We start from the raw sequence: 22,395 nt of genomic DNA on the forward strand, positions 1-22,395 counted from the left end.
ATAAGTCAAAAGTGCATATTTTTTTTCACTTGCTACACCCTTAGGCAGCGTTAATCTATTATTTTTGGTTTATGGAAATTTTAGATGTGAATGTAGCTGCTGAAGTAGCAGATAAATTATTGGAGATTCAAGCAATTAGACTTCAACCTGAAAAGCCCTTCACCTGGGCTTCTGGCTGGAAATCACCAATATACTGTGACAACAGACTTTCCCTGTCTTTTCCTAAGGTGCGGACAATGATCAAAGAGCAATTGATCAGAAGCATTCAGCATTATTTTCCAAATGTAGAAGCAATCGCAGGGGTAGCTACTGCCGGAATTCCTCAGGGAGCCTTGCTTGCCAATGATCTTGATCTTCCATTTATCTATGTACGATCCAAGGCTAAAGGCCATGGAATGGAAAATATGATCGAAGGCCAGGTTGTAAAAGGCCAAAAGGTGGTTGTGGTCGAAGATCTAGTCTCTACTGGAGGAAGTTCGCTCAAAGCCACTCAGGACTTACTTGACGCCGGATTTGAAGTGCTGGGTATGGTTGCCATTTTCAGCTATGGATTCGATGTGGCTGCTCAAAACTTCGAAAAAGCAGGTGTAAGGCTTGTATGCCTAAGTCATTATGAAGCGATGCTTCCAATGGCAGTTCGGAGAAAATATATCAACGACGACACGCTGGGATCTCTTTCGGAATGGAGGAAAAACCCGGCAATCTGGAAACAATAGGTCTACTAAATACAACGAAAGGCAGTGAATTTTCGCTGCCTTTGTTGTATTATAATATGCTATTTAGGTGTATTTGCTAATAGTAAAAGTCTAAAGCGACAAAGAATTTGGTGACTCTAATGTTCAATGTGACTTCGGTCTTCTGTCTTCGGTCTTCCTGCCAATAAAGCAAAGAAAACAAGGTAACTGACATCATTGCTGCTAATCACAAGTCTTACTTTTCAAAAAGTCCTATAGACCCTCCTACCCAGTCTTTGTCTTTGTTGAATTTCACTCCAATCATTTCCCCTCGGCTCAGTCTTACCAGATTCCCCACCATCGTTGGTTTCTCATCTGCTTCTGGCCACAGCGCAAGAATCCTGACTTCTACTTTCACTTTTCCGTCAGGAGACTGGATCACGGGAGCATAAGTCACTTTCTTCTGGAGAATATATAGATCCTTATCTTTCACAGCTTCTATATCAGCTTTTTTTACATTGAAAATCACCCCTGAACCTGAAAAAGAAAATAAAGGCTTTAAGACATAATTCTCCAAATCCTCAGGTATTTCGGTTATTTCACTTAATAGGGTGGTTTCTATAAAATATTGCCCCTGTAGATAAGGTAAAATAAACTTTGAAATCCTGGTGTACCAATTCGGATGTCCTGCCCACTCCACGTCCATGTTTTCTTCAAAATTGAACTGCAGCTTCAAATCCTGCCGAAGATCAAGTTCATCAAAAATCACCCGATTATAAATTCGCTTGATCTGGATTCTATCTCCAGCTAGATTTAGATAAAAAAGTTGCTCTCCCTCTTTTATTACATCGGTGACACAGACGATTGGAATACCCACATCTCTATGACAGTAGTAAAAGTCAATTTTAGTATTCTGCTTTTCCGGCTCAATTTCCAACAGAACCACTTCCTCAGGGTCATGTCCATTCAGCACCACTTCCTTAAGTTGCTTCAAATAAGCCTCTTCATCCATCTCTGATAAATAGGGCGTCAATTCTGAAATAAAAGGATACTGTTTTTGAATCTTTCGAAAAAGATTAAACTGAAAATTAAAGATAGTTGGAAAGCCCTGAACCTCGATGAGCTTTGGTACAATCCTTCCATTTTCCTCACAGATACCAAAATCTATCGCCATAAACTGGGTATGGGCATCTTCATTCGGCACAGCAGTATTCAGATCAATTGCCCGCTGAGTGATCTTTTTGAATTCTGGCTTTTTGATGAAATTACATACCTCATCACATGCTTCTTCCAACTGTTTTTTCAGCTCCTTAGGAATGAAAAAGGGAGTTTCTGCTACTCTGAAAGTAGGGGCATAATTGAAGTCCGCAGCTATGTCATCAAGGAAAGCCTGATATTTCTCTACAGAAAATTCCTTATTGAACTGAGCTCTGCGGGATTCAATCATAATGCATTAAATTAAGGTAAGCGATTTGGAAGCTTTTACGTTTAGGATGGATTGCTCAAGAAAATTCGGAATCAACGTTTCATTCGTCTTGTATATTTTGTCCTCATCTGTCAAATTCTCAAGCATCTTTCTAAACTTGATTTTACCCTTGGACGCAATAATTTTCTCTTTAACCTCAGCTTTTTTCAAATGTGCCAGAAAACTTACAGGATCTGCTTCTGGATGGAACTGTGTTCCCACCATTTCTGGGGAAAATCGGATTGCCATAATTGCACGCTCGTATTCTACATGGTCACGGATCTTTTCCAGAGCGATGATTTTGGCTCCCAATAGTTTGAACTTCTTCAAATCAGGCCGCACTACTTGATAATCTCTCGAGTCTATCGCCCAAAAAGGATTGTCCAAGTTCTGTAGCAAGGAATCCTTGTGTCCATCAGCTGTCCTGTGAACTGACATCACTCCAAATGAGGTAGATATTCTTTTAGTCAAGGTTCCCAGTCCGAAATGCCTACATGCCATCTGGAAAGAATGACAAATGAAGAGAATGTATTTCTTATGATTATGATTTTGATTCCAGATCCAAATTTGATCCAAAAAATCAAAATATTTTAAATCCCAATAACCATCACCATCCATGGGATTTCCTGGTCCCCCGGTTGATATAAATAGGTCATAATCCCGGATTTCAGGGATTTCGGCTTTGCCTCTCACATCAAACACCTTGTAGCTTAACTGGCTTTCAAATCTAGCCACGATGTCTTTAATACAACGCATCCCCTGATTTGGCTCGCCATCATACATATCCAAGATCGCCAAGTTCAATTTTTTCTTTCCCACGTTGCCAATTGTTAATTTTCGAACCGCAAAGGTAATGAAAGCGCTTAAATCCCCTCTGTAAACTTTGAAGTGATCATATCCACTACTTTTTTCAGATCCTGAGTTTTCTCAAATACGGCTAATTGTTGGTCTGCTCCTGTTCCATTTTTCAGTATTTGATGGACATAATCAATTTCTTTCCTACTATCCAATTCATCAACTACATCATCCACAAAATCCAGCAATTCCATGATAAGCTCTGTCGTAGGCACTTCTATTTTTCTGCCAAAATCTATCAGCTTCCCTTCAATCCCATTTCGTGCTGCACGGAACTTGTTTTCACGAATCAAGGCAATTCGATAAATATTAAAACTGGTGTTACTAAGAAGAAGTCTGTACAATTTGGCTACGACAGCCTGGATTAAAGCTACAATACAAGTAGTCTCATCGACTGTAAGACACATATCACAGATTCGGAATTCTATCGTACTAAAGAATGGATGAATTCTAAGATCCCACCATATTTTTTTTGGATTATCTATGCAGTTTGTTTTTACTAGTGTCTCCAAAAAATTATCATAGGACTGAACCGAATCAAAATACTCCGGCAATCCAGTTCTCGGGAATTTGGCAAAAATCTTAGCTCTAAATGCTTTAAACCCAGTATTCCTTCCTTCCCAAAAAGGTGAATTAGTGGTCAACGCATAAATATGAGGAAGAAAGTAGCAAGCTTGGTTCATCAGCTGAAGCGCAACGTCCCTATTATCAATTCCGACATGGACATGAAGTCCAAAAATCAGGTTGGATCTCGCAATGTCTTTTAATTCATCTACGATAGTATGATACCTGGGATCGTCCGTAATTTCCTGATCTTGCCATCTTGCAAATGGGTGCGTACTAGCAGCTCCTACCAATAAATTCTGGTTAGCCGCCAATTCAGAGATTTTATTCCGAAGATACGAAACTTCCTTTCTTGCCTGAGCCACATTTTCACAGACGTTGGTACCCACTTCCACCACTGATTGATGCATTTCAGCTTTCACTTGCTCTTTGAGTGTAATTTTTCCACCCTCCACAATTTTTGACATGTGTGAGCGAAGATCTCTGGTTTCAGGATCTATAATCTGATATTCTTCTTCTACGCCTAGCGTAAATTTCGGGAGCTTTTTCAGGGATGAAGCCATGGTAATTCGTTAAGCTAAAAATTTTAAAACCTCTTGGAACTGCTTGCTGCATCTTTGATAAATGTACCCCAGGATAGATTCATTTTTCCGGGTTTCTGGGCTTTTGCATAGCTAATTGCCATTTTCGCAGCTTCCTCCACTACCCACTCAAAATTCTCCGCTCCTACAGAATTCACATCCGCATCTGGGGCAGGATTTCCAAAATCAATCGCATAAGGAATACCGTCTTTCACTGCAAATTCTACCGTATTAAAATCATACCCTAGTCCTTCACAAAGACGAATGGTATAATCCTTAACCGTGGCAAGTAACTTCTTGGATGAAGGTGGCCCATCTACTACATAGCGCAAGTGGTGAGGATTTCTTGGTTCGTAAGGCATGATTTTCACAGCTTTACCACCCAGACAATAAACTCTGAAATACTCTTCAAAAACAATTTCTTCCTGAAGCATCATCACAAGCTGTCCAGTCTCAGGGTGGGTTCTGAAAAACTCTGCCTTATCCTCCAGACGATATACGTTCTTCCAACCTCCACCTGCATAGGGTTTCATATACGCCGGAAAGCCAACATATTCAAATATCCCTTCCCAATCCAAAGGAGCTACAAGATTTCTAAATGACTTAGAAGAGGTGTCATCAGGATGCTTTGCAGATGGCAAAATCACTGTTTTGGGTAGTGGTACGCCCAATTTATCAGCCAATGCATTATTGAAAAACTTATCATCTGCGCTCCACCAAAATGGATTATTGATGACTGCGGTACCGGTCAAAGCGGCATTTTTTAAATACGCTCTGTAGAAAGGCACATCCTGCGAGATCCTGTCAATAATGACGGCATATTCTGTCAACTGATTCTGAATCACTTTATCAATTTGCACCGCTTCTGCGATGATTCCTTTTTCGGCTTTCTGATTTACTCTGTCAATAAAAGCCTGAGGAAAAGTATCCTCCATCCCGAAAAGTATTCCTATTTTTTTCATCTGTTTATAATTGATAATAAGTGGTTCTAATTAAACTTAATTCTGCTGAGGTAATGTGGAAACATTTCCTTCCAAACATCCCAATCATGCTTACGATTCTGACGCACATCAAACCAGTGACTCACATTTTTTGCCTTGAGAGTTTCGTGAAGCTTGATATTGGCATCGAAGCAGATATCCCAGTTTGACGTTCCTAAGACAATATCCATTTTCCAAAGTTCCTGGTCGTGAAGACCTGGCAAATACTCAAGTGGGTTGTTGTAATAGATATCATCGTGTTGATAGCCATCCATAAAGTTCCTAATGTCAAATGCACCAGACATGCTAAACATGTGGCTTACGTATCCAGGATGTCTAAAAGCGAAATTAGCTGCATGATACCCACCAAAACTGCATCCAGCTACCACCACTTTTGCCACTGCTGTGTTTAATCGGATGCGCTCCACGATCTCTTGGCAAATCATTTTGTCATAGGCTACATGATGCTGAATACGCTGATGAGGATGAATATTCTTATTGTAAAAACTATCAGCATCATTACTTATAGGACAATAAATTTTTATAAGTCCCTGATCAATATACCATTGGGCAGATTTCACGAGCCCCATGTCGCGATTTTCATGGAACGAGCCTTTGGATGTAGGGAAAACAACTACAGGATAACCCGCATGACCAAAAACTAACATTTCTACATCCCGCTGCAGATGCGGAGAAAACCATTTCAAATATTCTTCCTTCATAGATAAAATTTCAACAGACAGTGAAAATCAGAGGTTTTCTCTCACTTTCAAATACTAGTCAAAAATTCCTAAAAAGAAAAGAAAGTGGTGTTAGCTTATTGAAAAAAAATCATTCCTCTACCTTTTCAAATCAAGATTTGGTTCCTTTCTAAAGACATAATTCCTGACCAAACCTACAATTAAAAAAACTACACAAACCCCAACGCATAACCATTTGGTGGTGGTGAAAAATGAAGCAAAATATCCTAATAATTTACTTTCAAAAGGGAAACTTAGTAATAAGCTCGACACCATTATATTTTCAAACAAATCTAGCCCTGCAATAATAAAAGGGAGAATAAGAAACTTTTTTTGTTTCCATAGTTTACGAATCAAGCCTATTAGCAATAATAAATAAACAATCATGTATGGCGAGTCAAGGGCCCAAATCACAAACAAATATTTCCCCCTCATGCTTTCACCCATATTTTTTATGACCTTAAAAGCTTCATTTGCTGAATATGCAAATCGCAAGTCTAACACCTGATAAGGAGAGATAAAACTGATGAGTAAGAAATTAAAGAAAAGAAATAATGCAAAAAGAATAACCAAATTAGATGGCTTGTCAAGAAACTTAAAAATAGTTTTCATAAAAAAATCTAATAAAATGAATTTGAATAAAGTTAAGCGAATCTAGCTAAAGATTAATAGCCAAATCGCTTTTTTCTGTACGCAAGAGACCAAATTTAGGTTGTGTACCAACTCGCATACATTGGATAATTTTTGGCAGTTCTTGAGATTACTTCATTCATTGTCGCTCCAGTGTCTTTTACTTTTCTGGCAGGCATTCCGGCATAAATCGAGTTTGCTTCTACGATAGTATTTGCCAAAACAACGGCACCAGCGGCGATCACCGCTCCAGAGTTAACCACAGCTCCATCCATCACGATAGCTCCCATCCCTATCAATACCCGATCATGAATCGTGCACCCATGTACTACAGCATTATGAGCAATTGACACTTGATTGCCTATGTACGTTCCGGCTTTTTGATACGAACAATGGATCACCGCACCATCTTGAATATTGGTTTCATTGCCAATTCTGATCTCATGCACGTCCCCACGGATTACCGCATTAAACCACACCGTACAGTTATCTCCCATGATCACGTCGCCGACTACAGTTGAATTAGGTGCCAACCAACAGCTATCCCCAAAGGCAGGATTTTTCCCATTTACTTCTAATAGTAATGCCATATTCACTAAACTTATTGTGCTTCGATTATTAGTATCTGAGAAACAAAGTTTCACTTTTTCTTTTGAGTAATGAACTTTTTGGCAAACTTTGAGTTTTCATGTATATACATCTAAATTCGAAACTAAACTCACAACAATGAAAATTATCAAACAAACAGGCTTTATTCTTGCAGCCGCTCTAATGACTTTTGCTTGTGGCAAGTCCACTGACACGGTAGAAGCTACTGCAGCACAAGAAGTAGCCGAAGCAGAAGGAACTACTTTAACTGTCGATACAGGAGCTAGTACTATTACTTGGACAGGTTACAAGCCTGCCGGACAGCACAACGGTGTAATTCCTGCTACAGAAGGAACACTTATAACAGAAGGTGAAACTATAGCCGGTGGAAAAATCACATTTGACATCACTCAACTGGAGATCAAAGATCTGGAGGCAGGTTCTGAAGATTACGGAAAACTTCATGGTCACCTGCAGTCAGCAGATTTCTTTGACGCAGCTACTCATCCTACCGCTACTTTTGAAATCACTGCTGTAGAACCGTTCACTTCAAGCGATTCTGTATCCGATAAGGATGAATTTGAAACTGAGTTTACTCCTTCATCTGATTCTGAATTGGCACCTGAAGCTCCTACTAATTGGATCAGTGGTAACCTTACTATGAGAGGAACTACTAAAAACATCAAGTTTCCAGCAACAGTAAGTGTATCTAACGGAACTGCCGCTGTTAAAGCAGGATTCAACATCGACCGTACCGACTGGGGTCTTGCTTATGGTGACGAAGCTACTGCTACTGATAAGACAAAAGACAAATTCATTTACAATAGCGTATCTATTGTGTTGGATACAAAAGCCAATTAATCACAACAAACTCTTACAAAAGAGGAATTCTTTAACAGGATTCCTCTTTTTTTGTGCTACCAATGAAAAGTGCATCCTTCGTCTACCCCATAGCAGATCCCGTTTGGATCGAAAAACTTTGCAGATGGGCAGATGTGCATTTTGACTTTTTCGCCTACACCAATGGAAATGATCACCAATATCCAGAGGCACCTTTTACCACACGGTTTTTTGCGGGAAACAATCAATTAACTGAAAAGGAAATCTGGAGCGAATCGTGTGGCTTCAAGAAAGTCGGCATCATCGGCTATGACTTCAAAAATCAGCTGGAAAAGCTCCAAAGTGATAATTCAGCTTTCTTCGATCTCCCCGATATCTGCTTTTTCAAATCCTCTTTTTCCTTAGCGTTTGATGGAGGAAATGTCCATTCAGATATTGAACTGTCTCAGGAATTCTGGAAAGAAGTTGAAAATACAAAGCTTCCAACCTCTGTAAATACCAGTTGTATTGTTACTCCACAAATCTCCAGGGAGAGATATCTGGAAACTGTACATACAATCCAGAATCACATTATCGAGGGTAATACCTATGAGAGCAACTTTTGCCAAGCATATTCAGGAACATTTGATTACTGGGATCCTATTACAGCTTATTTCAACCTGAATAAGCTTTCCCCCATGCCGTTTTCATCCCTATTCAAAGCTAAATCTCAATGGTTAGTTTCGGCTTCTCCAGAGCGCTATTTGAAAAGAACTGGATCGAAAATCATAGCACAACCTATCAAAGGAACTATCAAGCGCGGAAAATCCATAGCTGAAGATGTGATCAATAGAGAAACCTTGGCCAAGAGTGAAAAAGAGCAAGCTGAAAACTTGATGATTACCGACCTGATGCGTAATGACCTTTCGAAAGTATCAAAAACAGGAACTGTAAAAGTCAAAGAGCTTTTTGGGATTTATCCCCTGCCCAGAGTCTTTCAGATGATCAGCACGGTAATTTCAGACTTGAAGGAAGATGTAAGCTTCTCTGATATTATCCAGGCTTCATTCCCGATGGGAAGCATGACAGGGGCTCCGAAAATCCGTACCATGGAAATTATCGATGAACTAGAAAGTTTCAAGAGAGGTTGGTTTTCAGGTGCTTTTGGAGTGATTGAAGAAAATGGAGATTTTGATTTCTCAGTCATCATTCGCAGCATTATTGCTGATCTGGAAGTGAAAAAACTCTATTTTGGAGTGGGCAGCGCCATCACTTTCGATGCAGATGCCGCTCAGGAATATGAGGAATGTGGCCTCAAAGCTCAGGCAATTCTAGAAGTTCTCAGTGAAAAATGAAAAAGAAATATCGCTCCCTCCAATCCGGAAAATCATCCATGTGGATATGGACGCATTTTATGCATCAGTGGAGCAGCTTGATCATCCCGAATGGAGAGGGAAGCCACTGGTAGTAGGCGGGAATGCAGCCAGAGGCGTGATAGCAGCAGCCAGCTATGAAGCAAGGAAATTCGGTGTCTATTCTGCTATGCCTTCAGTTTTGGCAGCGCGGAAGTGTCCCCAGCTTATTTTTGCACCAGCAAGATTTGATCGGTACAAAGAGATTTCCAGTCAAATCCGGGAGATTTTTTACGAATACACTGACTTGGTGGAGCCACTGTCTCTGGATGAGGCATTTATGGATGTGACAGAAAATAAGAAAGGCTTGAAGTCTGCTATTCTGATAGCTAAGCAAATCCGTCAGAAAATCAAAGAACGCACTGGGTTAAATGCTTCTGCAGGAGTTTCATACAATAAATTTCTGGCAAAAATCGCCTCTGATCTGAACAAGCCTAATGGTCAGGCGGTGATACTTCCTGAAGAAGCGGAAGGGTTTTTAGAAAAACTGCCCATCAAAAAATTCTTCGGAATCGGAAAAGTAACCTCCGAAAAAATGAGTAGTCTGGGAATTCACAACGGAAAAGACCTGAAGCAGTTTTCACTTCAATACCTCACCCGGAAATTTGGTAAATCAGGCATCCATTATTTCAATATAGTACGGGGAATTCACCTCTCCGAAGTTCAACCGCATCGGATTCGAAAATCCATCAGTGCAGAAAACACCTTTGAAAAAGATCTCTTGGCAATGGAAGACTTACTTTCTGCCTTAAAACCAATCTGTGATGAACTGATCAAAAGAATAAAGAAAAGTGGAATCAAAGGCCGGACAGTCACAATAAAAATCAAATACTCAGATTTCACACAGCAAACCCGGAGCAAAACTCAGGAGCAATATCCTGATGAAGACCTTATCTGGAAAATAGCTCAGGAGCTTTTGGCCCAAGAACCCTTCAGCAACTCTATTCGATTATTGGGACTGGGCATATCCAATCTCAACATTATCGAGGAGCATCAGCATTTTGGAGAGCAGTTGAAGATTCCGTTTGAAGGATAAGATTCACTTATCTCCCCTACTTCCTGTAAATGAATTGATATGTACTGGAATAAAAAGGAATACTCTAAGATAGGTTATCTCTCTTATCAATAAACATTAAGAGTTTTAACAAATAAAAGAATCACACATTCTGCCATTTTGTCCGCATTTTCGTAATTTCGCCATCCGAAAGAAGGAAAGAAGAAGTTACATGAATAATTTAATTGCAGACATTGATATCATCCCAGCAGAAGAAGCACAAGCATGCGACTTCAAAACCACTGTAGATGAAAACACCGGCAAAACCAGAAAACTCTACATCGAGAGCTACGGTTGCGCCATGAATTTCGCAGATTCGGAGATTGTAGCCTCCATTATGAAAGAAGGGGGATTTGATACAACTTCTGATTTTTATCAAGCAGATGTGATTTTCCTTAACACCTGCTCCATCCGCGAAAAAGCTGAACAAACAGTAAGAAAACGCCTCACTGATTTCAACAGAGCCAAAAGAAACAAGCCTGAATTGACTATTGGAGTGTTGGGTTGCATGGCTGAGCGATTGAAAGAAAAACTACTTGAAGAAGAAAAAATAGTAGATATCGTCGTGGGTCCGGATGCTTACAGAGATCTTCCAAATCTCCTTTCAGTAGCCGAAGACGGGCAAAAGGCTGTAAACACTTTTCTTTCCCGTGAGGAAACATACGCAGATATTTCTCCTGTCCGACTGAATTCCAACGGTGTATCGGCATTCATCTCCATCATGCGTGGCTGTGACAATATGTGCTCCTTCTGCGTAGTACCTTTCACTCGTGGAAGAGAGAGAAGCCGTGATCCACATTCCATTATCGAAGAGGCAAAAGACCTATTTTCCAAAGGATACAAGGAAGTGACTCTGCTGGGTCAAAATGTAGATAGCTACAAATGGTCTCCTGAAGAAAACAACAAAGCAAGACTGAACAAAAAAGAAGAGGAAGTAACTACTGTAGTCAATTTCGCCAACTTATTGGAAATGGTTGCCTTGGTAGATCCAAGTTTACGTGTGCGCTTCTCTACCTCCCATCCCAAGGACATCACAGACGATGTCTTGTACACGATGAAGAAGTACGATAATATCTGCAAATACATCCATCTACCGGCACAAAGTGGTAATTCCCGTGTACTGGAAATGATGAATAGAACGTATGACCGGGAATGGTACTTGGAGCGTGTTTCCAAAATCAGAGAGATACTCGGCGAAGAATGCGGAATTTCTTCAGATATGATTACAGGATTTTGCAGCGAAACAGAAGAAGAACACCAGGACACGCTTTCCTTGATGGACATCGTGAAATTCGATTTTTCTTACATGTTCTTCTATTCCGAGAGACCTGGAACTTTGGCTGCAAAGAAATATGCAGATGATATTCCTTTGGAAGTGAAAAAGCGAAGGCTGGCTGAGGTGATTAAAAAACAAAGTGCAACTTCTCTGGAGAGAAATAAACTTGACCTTGGCAAAGAGCAAATAATGCTAGTTGAAGGTGCTTCGAAAAAATCTGCAGATGATTTCAAAGGAAGAAACTCCGCAAACAAAGTAGTAATCGTACCTGCAGGAAACTACGCTAAGGGCGATTACTTAAAGGTAAAAATCACCGATTGCACTCCTGCAACGTTATTTGGTGAGGTGATTGAAATAAACCCGAAAATTTGATGATTACAAATCCGGAAATTCAAAGCGTCAAACAACGCTTCGGGATCATTGGAAATAGTCCGCTTTTGAATCATGCGATTCAGGTAGCAATGCAGGCATCTCCTACCGATATGACAGTGCTGATCACTGGTGAAAGTGGAAGTGGTAAGGAAAGTTTTTCAAAAATCATTCATTCCCTCAGCCTTCGCAAGCATGGTAAATCCATAGCTATCAACTGTGGTGCTATTCCGGAAGGAACGATTGATTCCGAACTTTTTGGTCATGAGAAAGGCTCCTTCACGGGTGCTCATGAATCCAGAAAAGGCTATTTCGAAGTAACTGATGGCGGATCCATCTTCCTCGATGAAATCGGAGAACTGCCTTTAGGCACTCAGTCTAGGTTACTTCGTGTGCTGGAAAATGGAGAATTCATCAAAGTAGGTTCCTCAAAAGTCCTAAAAACCAATGTCCGCGTAATCACGGCTACCAATGTCAAACTTCTCAAGGCAGTAGAAAAAGGCAAGTTCAGAGAAGACCTTTATTATAGATTGAATACCGTTCCGATTTTTGTACCACCACTGAGAGAGCGTGGAGAAGATGTGGTTTTACTTTTCAGAAAATTCACCTCTGATTTCTCTGAAAAATACCACGTTCGCCCAATTTCCTTAGATATTGAGGCTCAAGCAGCTTTGATGCGTTATTCTTTCCCGGGCAATATCCGTCAGCTGAAAAATATTGCGGAGCAAATTTCTCTCTTGGAAAATGAGCGGGAAGTAGATGCTACAACTTTGGCCAAGTACCTGCCATCAGAAAGTTCCCGTCTGCCGATGACACTTCCGAGCCTGTCAAAAAACACTGACACTACAGATTTCTCTGAGAGAGATTTGCTGTACAAAGTATTGTTTGACATGAAAAAAGATATGACTGACCTGAAAAAACTTGTGCTGGAGACGTATCACAATGGCGGGTTAAATTCAAATATCATCCAAAAGCATCAGGGACTTTTCGAAGATATGGATAGCGGATTTGGTTCTAAAGAAAGTACTGAATCCAATCCAAGTTACGTTCCTTTAGTAATCGATTCTAAGAAATCTAACTCATCAAATGACGATGATTATGAAGACGATGTCATTGAGGACATTATTCATGAGGAAGATGATAATTCACTTTCACTTGAAAAGAAAGAGAAAGAAATGATTCTCAGAGCTTTGCGCAAGCATAATAATAAGAGAAAATACGCAGCGAGTGACCTGGGTATCTCAGAACGAACACTTTACAGAAAGATCAAACAATATGAAATTGACCAATAAGTTCACGCTCTTTGCACTGGGATTGGTCTTTTTCCTTTTCCAAAGCTGTTCGGTCAAATACAGCTTTACAGGTACAAATATCGATTACAATCTAGTGAAGACATTTACTGTAGATAATTTCTTCAATGATTCCGGCGGAGGACCTGCGAATATAGAGCAGAGATTCACTGAAGCACTGAAAGAATATTACCAGAGAAACACCCAGTTAGAGCTAGTGAGAACAAACGGCCACTTGCAGTTTATGGGGGCAATCACCCGATACACTACTACTCCGCAAGCTCCTGTATCAAGTACTGATCCGAATCTACCTGACCGTGCAGGCACCATGCGCCTGACTATAGTCGTGGACGTGGAATACATCAACACGACAAACGAAGAAGAAAATCTAAAAAAAGGTTTTACGTTTTTCAAAGATTACGATTCTAGAACAACAACTTTCCTTGATGTGGAAAATGAGCTGGTAGAAGAGATTTTCACTACTATCATTCAAGATATCTTCACAGCGACAGTAGCCAACTGGTAATTTTCTTATATTCAAACTATAAGAAATATTCACTTGAACGCAGTCCGATTTTTAGATATTATCCGTAAAGCCGATTCTTTAGATTACAGTGAGATACTGCAGTTACAGATGGTGCAGGAAAATTTCCCTTACTTTCAAATTCCATATATCCTCACTGCACGCTATGAATATCAGAAAGATGAAAGTAAAAAAACTTCATCACTAAGCTTTGCAGCGATCACAAGCCCCGATAGAATCTGGCTGAAAACCCTTATAGAAAAGAAGGGAGAAAAAGCTGTCGCACCTAAAGATGATTTGATCGAGACTATTCAAGAAGAGAAGGGGGGAATTGTCGAGGAGGAGAAGAAGAAGCCCATAGACCTTATCAAAGGAATTAGCAAAAAAAAGATCAAACTAGAATCGATCAAAGAGATCGAAGCAAAACAGAATACTGATAACCTTGCGGCAGGCAGCACGCAGGTAAAATATAATCTGAGTGCTGCCACCATGCGCTTAACTATTGTTATTGATGTGGAATATATCAACCCAACAAACCAAAAGGAAACTCTAAAAAGACCCTTTACGTTTTTCAAAGATTACGATCCAAGAACTACTACTCTCCTCGATATGGAAAATGAGTTGGTAGATGAGATTTTCACTATCATTCAAGATATCTTCACATCGACAGTCGCTAACCCGGATTTTAACTATATTCAAGCCAAAAGAAATATTCACGTGAACGCAGTCCAATTTTTAGAAATAATCCAAAAAGCAGATTCCTTAGATCCGAGTGAGATCCTGCAGTTGCAAAAGGTGCAGGAAAATTTTCCCTACTTTCAAATTCCCTATGTCCTCACAGCCCGCTTTGAACTTCAAAAAGATGGGACAGAGAAACCTTCCTCACTAGGTTATGCAGCGATTTCAAGCCCCGATAGAATTTGGCTTAAAAGCTTGATAGAAAAGACGGCGGTGGAAGCTAGCATTCCAAATGCAAGTATTCCGAAACCTGAAATTAACGTGGGAGAAAAAACTGAAGCTACTGAGGAAGCGAATAAAAAAGCAGAAATCAATTCTGAACCTGCTAAGCCAATTCGGCAAAGAAGAAAACCTCCGAAAGATGACCTGATTGAGACCATCAAAAGAAAAGAAAAAAGGGTAATTGTTGACGAGAAAAAGAAAGAGCAAATAGACCTGATCAAAGCTTTTAGCAAAAAAGACATCAAGCTGGCTACAATCAAGGAAATCGAAGCAAACCAAAATACAGAGAACCTTGCAGCTGCCAGTACGCAGATCAATGATAATCTGATATCAGAATCTTACGCTAAGATTCTTGCCAAACAAGGTAAGAAGCAATTGGCCAAGGAAATTTATGAGAAATTGGTATTGAAGTTTCCGGATAAAAGGGCTTACTTTGCGGACTTGATTGAAAAACTGAAAGATTAACACCCATATTATATGTTTATTTTATTGATTACAATTATTCTGATTTTAGCTGTTTTGCTAATCTTAGTGATCCTAGGCCAAAACTCTAAAGGTGGAGTTGGTGCAGCATTCGGAGGCGGTGCTTCTCAAATCATGGGAGTAACCCGTACCGGAAACGTACTTGAAAAAGCTACTTGGGTATTGGCAGTTTCTATCCTTGCGCTTTCTTTGGCATCATCTGCCTTCTACAATGGAGCACAGTCGAATCAATTCTCATCTCCAAATATTGAGAATGCGAAGCAGCAAGTGGTAGCTCCTACTTTTGGAGAAGGCGAAAGCTTGCTTCCCGCAGCCACTGAAGAAACTTCTGCTGAGCCTGATACTACTTCAGGAAACTAAGTAGAATATCTCCAAACAAGAAAAGTCTGCTCCGCAAAGGGCAGACTTTTCTTGTTTATAAGCTTTCTTCGAGCTTTTCCAAAGTTTAGAACTTTGGAAAAGCTCGAAACACCTCATAGCTCATAAAGAAACAGTCTTAAGCAGAAGTCGCTTAGTGATAGGGATCAGTGTTTCTTCGATGGGAAATTCTTGTTGGCTATGAATTCTCCAAGTGGCAGGGTTTGGCAGTTCCTTGATCTCTCGTACCAAATCCATTTTGATTCTTTCCAGGGTATTTACTATGCTTCGCTGGAAAATTCCAACTAGCCACATGCTAATGCCTCGAAATTTTCCCCCTGCAAAATGCAGCAAACTTGATTTATAACGAAAGGCATGAATATCTTTTTTTCTGTCTCTGGACATCAAGATATAGCCTTCTTGATTATAGATCGGTACAATTCCTACAGGTTCAAATTCTAATTGATCTTCCACATAATCATAAATTGTCCTGCCCTCTTCGATCTGTGAAACTAACTTTGGCAATGCAAATTCGGTGATCATAGTAAGCTCTTTCATCACTCCATCCTCACTTACCTTGGATAGATAATTCAACTCTCCTTTTTGAAAGTCAATTGATTCCAATGTCTTTGGAAAAAGCTTTGTCAGCTCTGTCCTACCTGACTTCAATTCCTCCAAATCGCGGTAATGATCTATCAATTCGGAAAGAACAGGATAAAGCTTCATTTCATTAAAATGCTTGTTAGTTTCCTGCAGATAGGCCAGCAACTGATACTTTTTATACTCGAAATCTATCAGGCCTTCGGTAATCCAGTTTTTAGGTAGTGATGTCATAAGAAATAGGTTTGACTTTAAATTACAAATTTCTGACAATTCTGAAGCGATAAGAGCAAAAATGGCAGTCTGTTCTGCCAAAAAAATCAGCCTTTCATCACAATTTTCTAAACATTAACAGCCGATTTGTCAGCCTTTGCCATTATTCCTTCCTTGGCACAAGAAGTGCTATTAGGCAAGTACATTTTAAACTAACCTTAAACGAATTTATATTATGTCAAATGTGAACATCAAACCTCTTGCAGACAGAGTTTTGGTACAACCTGCTGCAGCTGAAGAGAAAACAGCTTCTGGTCTTTATATTCCAGATACCGCTAAAGAGAAGCCACAAAAAGGTACTGTAGTGGCAGTAGGAAATGGCAAAAAAGATGAGCCTTTAACTGTTAAAGTTGGCGATACAGTATTGTACGGTAAATATTCCGGTACTGAGCTGAACGTAGAGGGTAGTGACTATCTTATCATGAGAGAGTCAGACATCTTCGCAATCCTTTAATAAATCATCCCTAATCTTTAACTCAAAATAGTTAACAATATGTCTAAGCAATTATTTTTCAATACAAGTGCCAGAGATCAGCTGAAAAAAGGCGTTGATGCGCTTGCAGATGCAGTAAAAGTAACATTGGGTCCTAAAGGACGTAATGTGATCATTGATAAGAAATTCGGCGCACCTACTATCACTAAAGATGGTGTATCTGTTGCCAAAGAAATCGAATTGGCTGAGCCAATCGAAAATATGGGCGCTCAGCTTGTAAAAGAAGTAGCATCCAAAACTGCTGACGATGCAGGTGACGGTACTACTACTGCAACTGTACTTGCTCAATCCATCTTCGGTGTCGGTATCAAAAACGTAGCTGCCGGAGCTAACCCAATGGATCTTAAAAGAGGAATTGATAAAGCTGTAGCTGCAGTTGTAAAACAACTACAAGCTGACTCTAAGCAAATTTCTACTTCTAAAGAAATCGCTCAAGTAGCGACTGTATCTGCCAACAATGACGAAGAAATCGGAACAATGATTTCTAACGCAATGGACAAAGTAGGTAAAGACGGCGTAATCACTGTAGAAGAAGCAAAAGGCACTGAAACTGAAGTAAGAACTGTAGAAGGTATGCAGTTTGACAGAGGTTACTTATCTCCATACTTCGTAACTAACACGGAGAAAATGGAGGTTGAACTTGAGCAGCCTTACATCTTGATCTACGACAAGAAGATCTCTTCGATGAAAGAACTGCTTCCAGTACTTGAGCCAGTAGCTCAGTCAGGCAAGCCATTAGTAATCATCTCTGAAGACGTAGATGGTGAAGCGCTAGCTACTTTGGTAGTCAACAAAATCAGAGGTGCTCTGAAAGTGGCTGCTGTAAAAGCTCCAGGTTTCGGTGACAGAAGAAAAGCAATGTTGGAAGACATCGCAATCCTTACTGGCGGAACAGTAATCTCTGAAGAAAGAGGTTTCAAACTAGAAAATGCAACTATTGATATGCTTGGTAGAGCTGAGAAAATCAATATTGACAAAGATAATACTACACTCGTGAATGGTGCTGGTGATGCAGCTGCTATCAAAGGCAGAATAGCTGAAATCAAAGCTCAGATCGACAAAACTACTTCTGACTACGACAGAGAGAAATTGCAGGAAAGACTTGCAAAACTATCTGGTGGTGTAGCTATCCTTTATATCGGTGCTGCTACTGAAGTAGAAATGAAAGAGAAAAAAGACCGTGTAGACGATGCACTTCATGCAACTAGAGCAGCTGTTCAAGAAGGTGTTGTCGTAGGTGGTGGTGTAGCACTTGTAAGAGCTGCTGAGGCACTTAATGACCTTAAAGGCCTTAACGAAGATGAAGATACTGGTATCAATATCATCAGACAGGCTATCGAATCTCCATTGAGAACAATCGTAGCAAACGCCGGTGGTGAGCCTTCTGTAGTGATCAACAAGATCAGAGAAAACAAAGGTAACTACGGTTACAATGCTAGAACAGACGTTTACGAAGACTTATTCAAAGCTGGTGTAATCGATCCTACTAAAGTAACTCGCTTGGCTCTTGAGAACGCAGCATCTATAGCAGCGCTTCTTTTGACTACTGAGTGTGTAGTTGCAGATGTGAAAGAAGACTCTCCTGCTATGCCTCCAATGGGTGGCGGCGGAGGAATGGGCGGCATGATGTAATCATCCCTCCACAATACTTTAAAGGGAGGTTCTTCGGAACCTCCTTTTTTATTGTCTGAATACTAGTAGTTAAAAAGATTAAAATAAAAAAGGTAGTTAAACCTTTTTCTCAGATCAGTATTAATTGTATTTTGGCTTAGTAAAAAGCCCTTTTTTCTATCTCAATTCTCTCGATGATCCAATTTGACACAATTTTTCTAGTGGATGATGACCCAATAAACAACCTTATCAATAGAAGGCTACTTGGAAAAGTTGGTATTGCAGAAAATATTGTGGAATTCCTCGAAGGTGAGGAGGCTTTACTCAAACTCAATGATTTTGACCCAAACCTATCCATTCTAATTTTTTTAGATATAAATATGCCTGTCTTGAATGGCTGGGAGTTTCTCAATAAATATCAAGAGATACATGCAAACAGATCGGATAAAATAGTGATCCTTTCCAGTTCCATTGATTATCAAGATAGATTCAAAGCTCAAGGATATCAGATCGTTTCCGGATTTCTAGAGAAACCACTGACTTTAGAAAAAATAAGGATTCAAATGGAGAAATACGAGAAAGACTCAATCTGATCCTATTCGATTATTGATTACAATTTCCCCCAATATCCTTTATCAATAAAAGGAAAACAGAGCATTATCTCCTGGCCCTACCATTCTAACAAGTGCCAAACCTCTGACGGAACCACTATCGAAAACTGGCCATTTTTGCATTGCCTGATATGAGAAACACATCTTAATGAAGGCGCTCATCAGGCTTCAATTGATAACAACGCTCATGTAAGTGAAACCCGAGTTTCTGATAAAAATTGATTGCATTTTCAGCTGCAAAAAGAATTAGTCTAGCCTCTGGAGCTAAGCTTCTAGCAAACTCCAACATTCCCCGTCCAATACCTTCTCCTTGTCTAGAAGAAATTACAGCTAAATCAGCGATAAAAGTCCGGTATGAATAATCAGATAGCGCACGAAGAACACCAAGAATATCACCTCCCTCTCTGGCAACTATGACAAGATTAGAATTTCGAAGCATCCTTTCTAGATGTTCAGGATCATGCATTGGTCTTCTTTTCCCCAATCCTGAATCATCCAAAACATACATAAAGTCCTGAAGAGACAAGTTCTTTTCTATTTCGTATAAAATCATTATGTTGAGGAACAATTAGTTAACAATGACAGGAGGAGCAGGATTCAGTGTTTCAGCGATTAAGTCTTCTAAGGAGAATAGGAACCTGGGAAAAGTCCGTCCCAAATCCTCAAATTCTGATGGAATATCCAGAGAAAAGAATCTAGATAAGGCTGATCTTAAAAGTATAGATGACGGTATCAAGTTCAGAGCAGAGAGATATTCTTCTTCTTCCAAAAGTGGTTATTTCTTTGCGATCATGGTTATCCTAACCTTGATTTGGATTATTTGGACTCTTTTTCTTTAGATAGCACTAATTAAGTACATCTCTAAGTTCTTCCTCTTTTTTGAACATGGCTTTAGCAAATGGGCAAAGTGGAATGACTTTTATCTCTTCCTCCCTCACATAATCCACTAGCTCGTTTAATAGTTTGAGCCCTATTCCTTGACCTTGTAAACTGTCATCTACTTCAGTGTGTTCGATGATCATCTTCTTCGGCCCAGCCATCACATAGACCATTTCTGCAATTCGCTTCGCCCCTTCTTCCAGATAGAAGGAACCTCTTTTCCCATCAAATTGATGTTGGATCTTGATCTCACTCATCGTATTTAACTTTTTGTTCTGCCTAAAACTAATTCATCATAAACCTCATCAATTGGCTCCCAGAGTTCAATACTATGCCCATCTGGATCTGATATATGCACAAACTTACCGTACTCAGTATCCTCGATTTCATCCAAAATAGTCACACCTTCAGCCTTTAACTCCTGCACCAATTCCACTAGATTTTCCACGCGGTAATTGATCATAAAATCCTTTTCCGAAGGCTTAAAATATTGGGTATCATCCTTCATGGGAGACCATTGGGAAAAGCCCATCTTCTCGGGATTCTCAGAACTCCTCCACTCGAAAGCAGTCCCGTATTGATCGGTATTCAATCCCAGATGCTTTTGATACCAATCTTTGGTTTGGTTTGGATCTTTTACTTTGAAAAATATTCCTCCTATTCCTGTGACGCGCTTTTTCATCTGTTTATAATTTGTCTTTTAAAGGTCATAACCTGTCCCGTGACGAAGGATACGAGATAGCCTGTCCCGTCCCGATAGTTATCGGGATCAATCGGGATCTGCCTACCGTCAGGCAGGGAATCTCGCATGCATTATAATCATCCCAGTGTGACGTTTTTCGTCATGCTCGATTTCATCTGAATTCATCATTATTTGTGGAGTATTAAGATAAGAAAATAATGAAATCTCTTATCCTCATAAGTGTTTTTTGAAAGGAAAAACCCCCCTTGCGACTGGCTGATCACTGCGACTGATCACTGAAAATTGAACCTTAATTCGCTTCCTCAATTTTCACTTTAACTTTTTTCACCCGCTCATTTTTGAGTTTTGGCAAAAGTTTTTGAAGCAAACTGCTTTTCACGGCTACATACGAAGCAAAATCCATAATGGTGATTAAACCGATTTCAGCACTGGTTAGCCCGCCCTTTTTGGTAAGCATCCCGACAATATCCCCCTTGCTGACCTTATCTTTTTTACCTGCACTCACATAAAGGCAGGTCCATTCCTGAGGAACTGGCGGAACAAGCTTCTCACCAACCTTGAATTCATCAATAAATTCATCAATATACTCAGGTTTGGACTCATCATTGGCCAAGATCAGATAGGACAAGCCCTCTGCATGCATCCTGGCTGTTCGCCCATTTCTATGGATGAAGGCATCTTCCTTGGGCGGTAATTGGTAATGAACTATATGCTTGATCTCCGGAATATCCAAGCCACGCGATGCCAAATCGGTCGCAATCAATAAATTGGTGACTTTGCTTCTGAATCGGATCAGGTTCTTCTCCCTATCTATTTGCTCCAAACCACCATGCAGTACCGAATGAAAATAATCATAGTCATTCAGCAAAGTGCTCAGTCTGTCCACAGCATCTCTGTGATTGCAAAAAACAATGCAAGATTCGTCCTGAAACCCCGCTACTAACCGCATCAGTGTTTCTCCTTTCTCCTTGCTGGAGCTGTGTACAACCTTTAGCTCCAACTTAGACTCAACCACATCCCGAAGGAAATTGACTGTGCGGTAATCTACAAATGGTAGAAAATCTGGCATTCGCTTCAGCACCGTCGCCGAGGTAAGCAAATGTCTCTGCTGCCCGTTAAGCGCTCCGAAAATCACTTTCAGTTGCTCATGAAATCCCATTTGTAGCGACTTGTCAAATTCATCCAAAACTATTGTCTGGATAGTTTTAGGGTCGAAGGATTCTCTTTCTATATGATCAGCCAGCCTTCCTGGAGTGCCAATAATCACGTCTGGAGCTTCCCCCAAACTGTTAGATTCGAGTTTGGAGGAATGCCCTCCATAGACTGTACTCACTCTGAAGGGAGTTCTCATGGCCTTGAAAACCTGCTCGATCTGAATTGCCAATTCTCTGGAAGGCACAATTATCAATGCCTGCACTTCTCTCACATTATCATTCAAAGAATTTAAAAGCGGAATCAGAAAGGCGACAGTCTTACCCGATCCTGTGGGTGATAAAAGTACGAGGTGTGGATTTTTGGCGGCTCTGGAGATGAACTCGGTTTGCATTTCGTTGAGGCTGTCAATCGAAAGGCTTTTTAGATACTGGGCGGTGGATTCTGTTTGATT

General features: G+C 40.1%; 25 protein-coding genes. 13 read left to right on the top strand and 12 right to left on the bottom strand.

The window, feature by feature from the left end; genetic code table 11:
- Positions 1-71 precede the first annotated feature (71 nt).
- A complete protein-coding gene (gene pyrE, locus SYJ56_RS19850) occupies positions 72-716 on the top strand; it encodes an orotate phosphoribosyltransferase (protein WP_323837211.1) in 645 nt (214 codons plus the stop codon).
- Positions 717-930: 214 nt separating this feature from the next.
- Here pyrE and SYJ56_RS19855 read toward each other — a convergent pair whose 3' ends face one another.
- The 7 genes from SYJ56_RS19855 to SYJ56_RS19885 form a co-directional block, all read right to left on the bottom strand.
- Positions 931-2,121 (bottom strand): hypothetical protein, encoded by a 1,191-nt coding sequence (locus SYJ56_RS19855; RefSeq protein WP_323837212.1) that lies wholly within the window; start codon positions 2,119-2,121, stop codon positions 931-933.
- Between the two features lie 6 nt (positions 2,122-2,127).
- Complete coding sequence (locus SYJ56_RS19860) at positions 2,128-2,958, bottom strand: type 1 glutamine amidotransferase (RefSeq protein WP_323837213.1); 831 nt, start codon at positions 2,956-2,958, stop codon at positions 2,128-2,130.
- A gap of 44 nt (positions 2,959-3,002) precedes the next feature.
- Positions 3,003-4,121, bottom strand: coding sequence for a carboxylate-amine ligase (locus tag SYJ56_RS19865; protein WP_323837214.1), 1,119 nt, complete (start codon positions 4,119-4,121; stop codon positions 3,003-3,005).
- 23 nt (positions 4,122-4,144) lie between these two features.
- Positions 4,145-5,101, bottom strand: coding sequence for an ATP-grasp domain-containing protein (locus SYJ56_RS19870; protein ID WP_323837215.1), 957 nt, complete (start codon positions 5,099-5,101; stop codon positions 4,145-4,147).
- Between the two features lie 26 nt (positions 5,102-5,127).
- The gene (locus SYJ56_RS19875) at positions 5,128-5,841 is read right to left on the bottom strand and encodes an esterase family protein (protein WP_323837216.1); all 714 of its coding nucleotides are present in this window, start codon (positions 5,839-5,841) and stop codon (positions 5,128-5,130) included.
- A 117-nt stretch (positions 5,842-5,958) separates the two neighbouring features.
- Entirely contained in the window at positions 5,959-6,471 is a 513-nt protein-coding gene (locus SYJ56_RS19880) for a hypothetical protein (RefSeq protein ID WP_323837218.1), read from the bottom strand.
- A gap of 95 nt (positions 6,472-6,566) precedes the next feature.
- Positions 6,567-7,079, bottom strand: a complete 513-nt coding sequence (locus SYJ56_RS19885; protein WP_323837220.1) for a gamma carbonic anhydrase family protein — start codon at positions 7,077-7,079, stop codon at positions 6,567-6,569.
- 136 nt (positions 7,080-7,215) lie between these two features.
- Between SYJ56_RS19885 and SYJ56_RS19890 the strand changes: the two genes are divergently transcribed.
- The 8 genes from SYJ56_RS19890 (at position 7,216) to secG (ending at position 15,622) form a co-directional block, all read left to right on the top strand.
- Positions 7,216-7,938 carry a YceI family protein gene (locus SYJ56_RS19890; protein ID WP_323837222.1) on the top strand — a complete coding sequence of 241 codons (723 nt, stop codon included), beginning with the start codon at positions 7,216-7,218 and terminating at the stop codon, positions 7,936-7,938.
- 62 nt (positions 7,939-8,000) lie between these two features.
- Complete coding sequence (locus SYJ56_RS19895) at positions 8,001-9,251, top strand: anthranilate synthase component I family protein (RefSeq protein WP_323837224.1); 1,251 nt, start codon at positions 8,001-8,003, stop codon at positions 9,249-9,251.
- A complete protein-coding gene (gene dinB / locus SYJ56_RS19900; RefSeq protein WP_323837225.1) occupies positions 9,241-10,344 on the top strand; it encodes a DNA polymerase IV in 1,104 nt (367 codons plus the stop codon). The genes SYJ56_RS19895 and dinB overlap by 11 nt, the downstream gene beginning before the upstream one ends.
- 190 nt (positions 10,345-10,534) lie before the next feature.
- Positions 10,535-12,010, top strand: coding sequence for a tRNA (N6-isopentenyl adenosine(37)-C2)-methylthiotransferase MiaB (gene miaB, locus SYJ56_RS19905; RefSeq protein ID WP_323837227.1), 1,476 nt, complete (start codon positions 10,535-10,537; stop codon positions 12,008-12,010).
- Positions 12,010-13,299 carry a sigma-54 interaction domain-containing protein gene (locus SYJ56_RS19910; protein WP_323837229.1) on the top strand — a complete coding sequence of 430 codons (1,290 nt, stop codon included), beginning with the start codon at positions 12,010-12,012 and terminating at the stop codon, positions 13,297-13,299. The genes miaB and SYJ56_RS19910 overlap by 1 nt, the downstream gene beginning before the upstream one ends.
- A complete protein-coding gene (gene lptE, locus SYJ56_RS19915; RefSeq protein ID WP_323837230.1) occupies positions 13,283-13,822 on the top strand; it encodes an LptE family protein in 540 nt (179 codons plus the stop codon). The genes SYJ56_RS19910 and lptE overlap by 17 nt, the downstream gene beginning before the upstream one ends.
- A gap of 33 nt (positions 13,823-13,855) precedes the next feature.
- Positions 13,856-15,244, top strand: a complete 1,389-nt coding sequence (locus tag SYJ56_RS19920) for a hypothetical protein (RefSeq protein WP_323837231.1) — start codon at positions 13,856-13,858, stop codon at positions 15,242-15,244.
- Between the two features lie 12 nt (positions 15,245-15,256).
- A complete protein-coding gene (gene secG, locus SYJ56_RS19925) occupies positions 15,257-15,622 on the top strand; it encodes a preprotein translocase subunit SecG (RefSeq protein ID WP_323837232.1) in 366 nt (121 codons plus the stop codon).
- Between the two features lie 120 nt (positions 15,623-15,742).
- Here secG and SYJ56_RS19930 read toward each other — a convergent pair whose 3' ends face one another.
- Positions 15,743-16,453: a hypothetical protein gene (locus SYJ56_RS19930; RefSeq protein ID WP_323837234.1), complete on the bottom strand. Its 711-nt coding sequence runs from the start codon at positions 16,451-16,453 to the stop codon at positions 15,743-15,745.
- Between the two features lie 214 nt (positions 16,454-16,667).
- Here SYJ56_RS19930 and SYJ56_RS19935 point away from each other — a divergent pair, with 214 nt between their 5' ends.
- From SYJ56_RS19935 to SYJ56_RS19945, 3 genes are all read left to right on the top strand, one after another.
- Positions 16,668-16,946 (top strand): co-chaperone GroES, encoded by a 279-nt coding sequence (locus SYJ56_RS19935; protein WP_192349086.1) that lies wholly within the window; start codon positions 16,668-16,670, stop codon positions 16,944-16,946.
- 39 nt (positions 16,947-16,985) lie between these two features.
- Entirely contained in the window at positions 16,986-18,617 is a 1,632-nt protein-coding gene (groL, locus tag SYJ56_RS19940) for a chaperonin GroEL (RefSeq protein WP_323837238.1), read from the top strand.
- Positions 18,618-18,790: 173 nt separating this feature from the next.
- On the top strand, positions 18,791-19,189 hold the full coding sequence (locus tag SYJ56_RS19945) for a response regulator (protein ID WP_323837240.1): 399 nt from the start codon (positions 18,791-18,793) through the stop codon (positions 19,187-19,189).
- A 163-nt stretch (positions 19,190-19,352) separates the two neighbouring features.
- Here SYJ56_RS19945 and SYJ56_RS19950 read toward each other — a convergent pair whose 3' ends face one another.
- Complete coding sequence (locus SYJ56_RS19950) at positions 19,353-19,760, bottom strand: GNAT family N-acetyltransferase (protein WP_323837242.1); 408 nt, start codon at positions 19,758-19,760, stop codon at positions 19,353-19,355.
- 25 nt (positions 19,761-19,785) lie between these two features.
- Between SYJ56_RS19950 and SYJ56_RS19955 the strand changes: the two genes are divergently transcribed.
- Positions 19,786-20,046, top strand: coding sequence for a hypothetical protein (locus SYJ56_RS19955; protein ID WP_323837244.1), 261 nt, complete (start codon positions 19,786-19,788; stop codon positions 20,044-20,046).
- Positions 20,047-20,052: 6 nt separating this feature from the next.
- Here SYJ56_RS19955 and SYJ56_RS19960 read toward each other — a convergent pair whose 3' ends face one another.
- The 3 genes from SYJ56_RS19960 to SYJ56_RS19970 form a co-directional block, all read right to left on the bottom strand.
- The gene (locus tag SYJ56_RS19960) at positions 20,053-20,343 is read right to left on the bottom strand and encodes a GNAT family N-acetyltransferase (RefSeq protein ID WP_323837246.1); all 291 of its coding nucleotides are present in this window, start codon (positions 20,341-20,343) and stop codon (positions 20,053-20,055) included.
- A 5-nt stretch (positions 20,344-20,348) separates the two neighbouring features.
- Positions 20,349-20,768, bottom strand: coding sequence for a VOC family protein (locus SYJ56_RS19965; RefSeq protein ID WP_323837248.1), 420 nt, complete (start codon positions 20,766-20,768; stop codon positions 20,349-20,351).
- A gap of 310 nt (positions 20,769-21,078) precedes the next feature.
- A complete protein-coding gene (locus SYJ56_RS19970; RefSeq protein ID WP_323837249.1) occupies positions 21,079-22,335 on the bottom strand; it encodes a DEAD/DEAH box helicase in 1,257 nt (418 codons plus the stop codon).
- Positions 22,336-22,395: the final 60 nt, after the last annotated feature.

The organism is Algoriphagus aurantiacus (genome assembly GCF_035156405.1).
Classification (GTDB): domain Bacteria; phylum Bacteroidota; class Bacteroidia; order Cytophagales; family Cyclobacteriaceae; genus Algoriphagus; species Algoriphagus aurantiacus.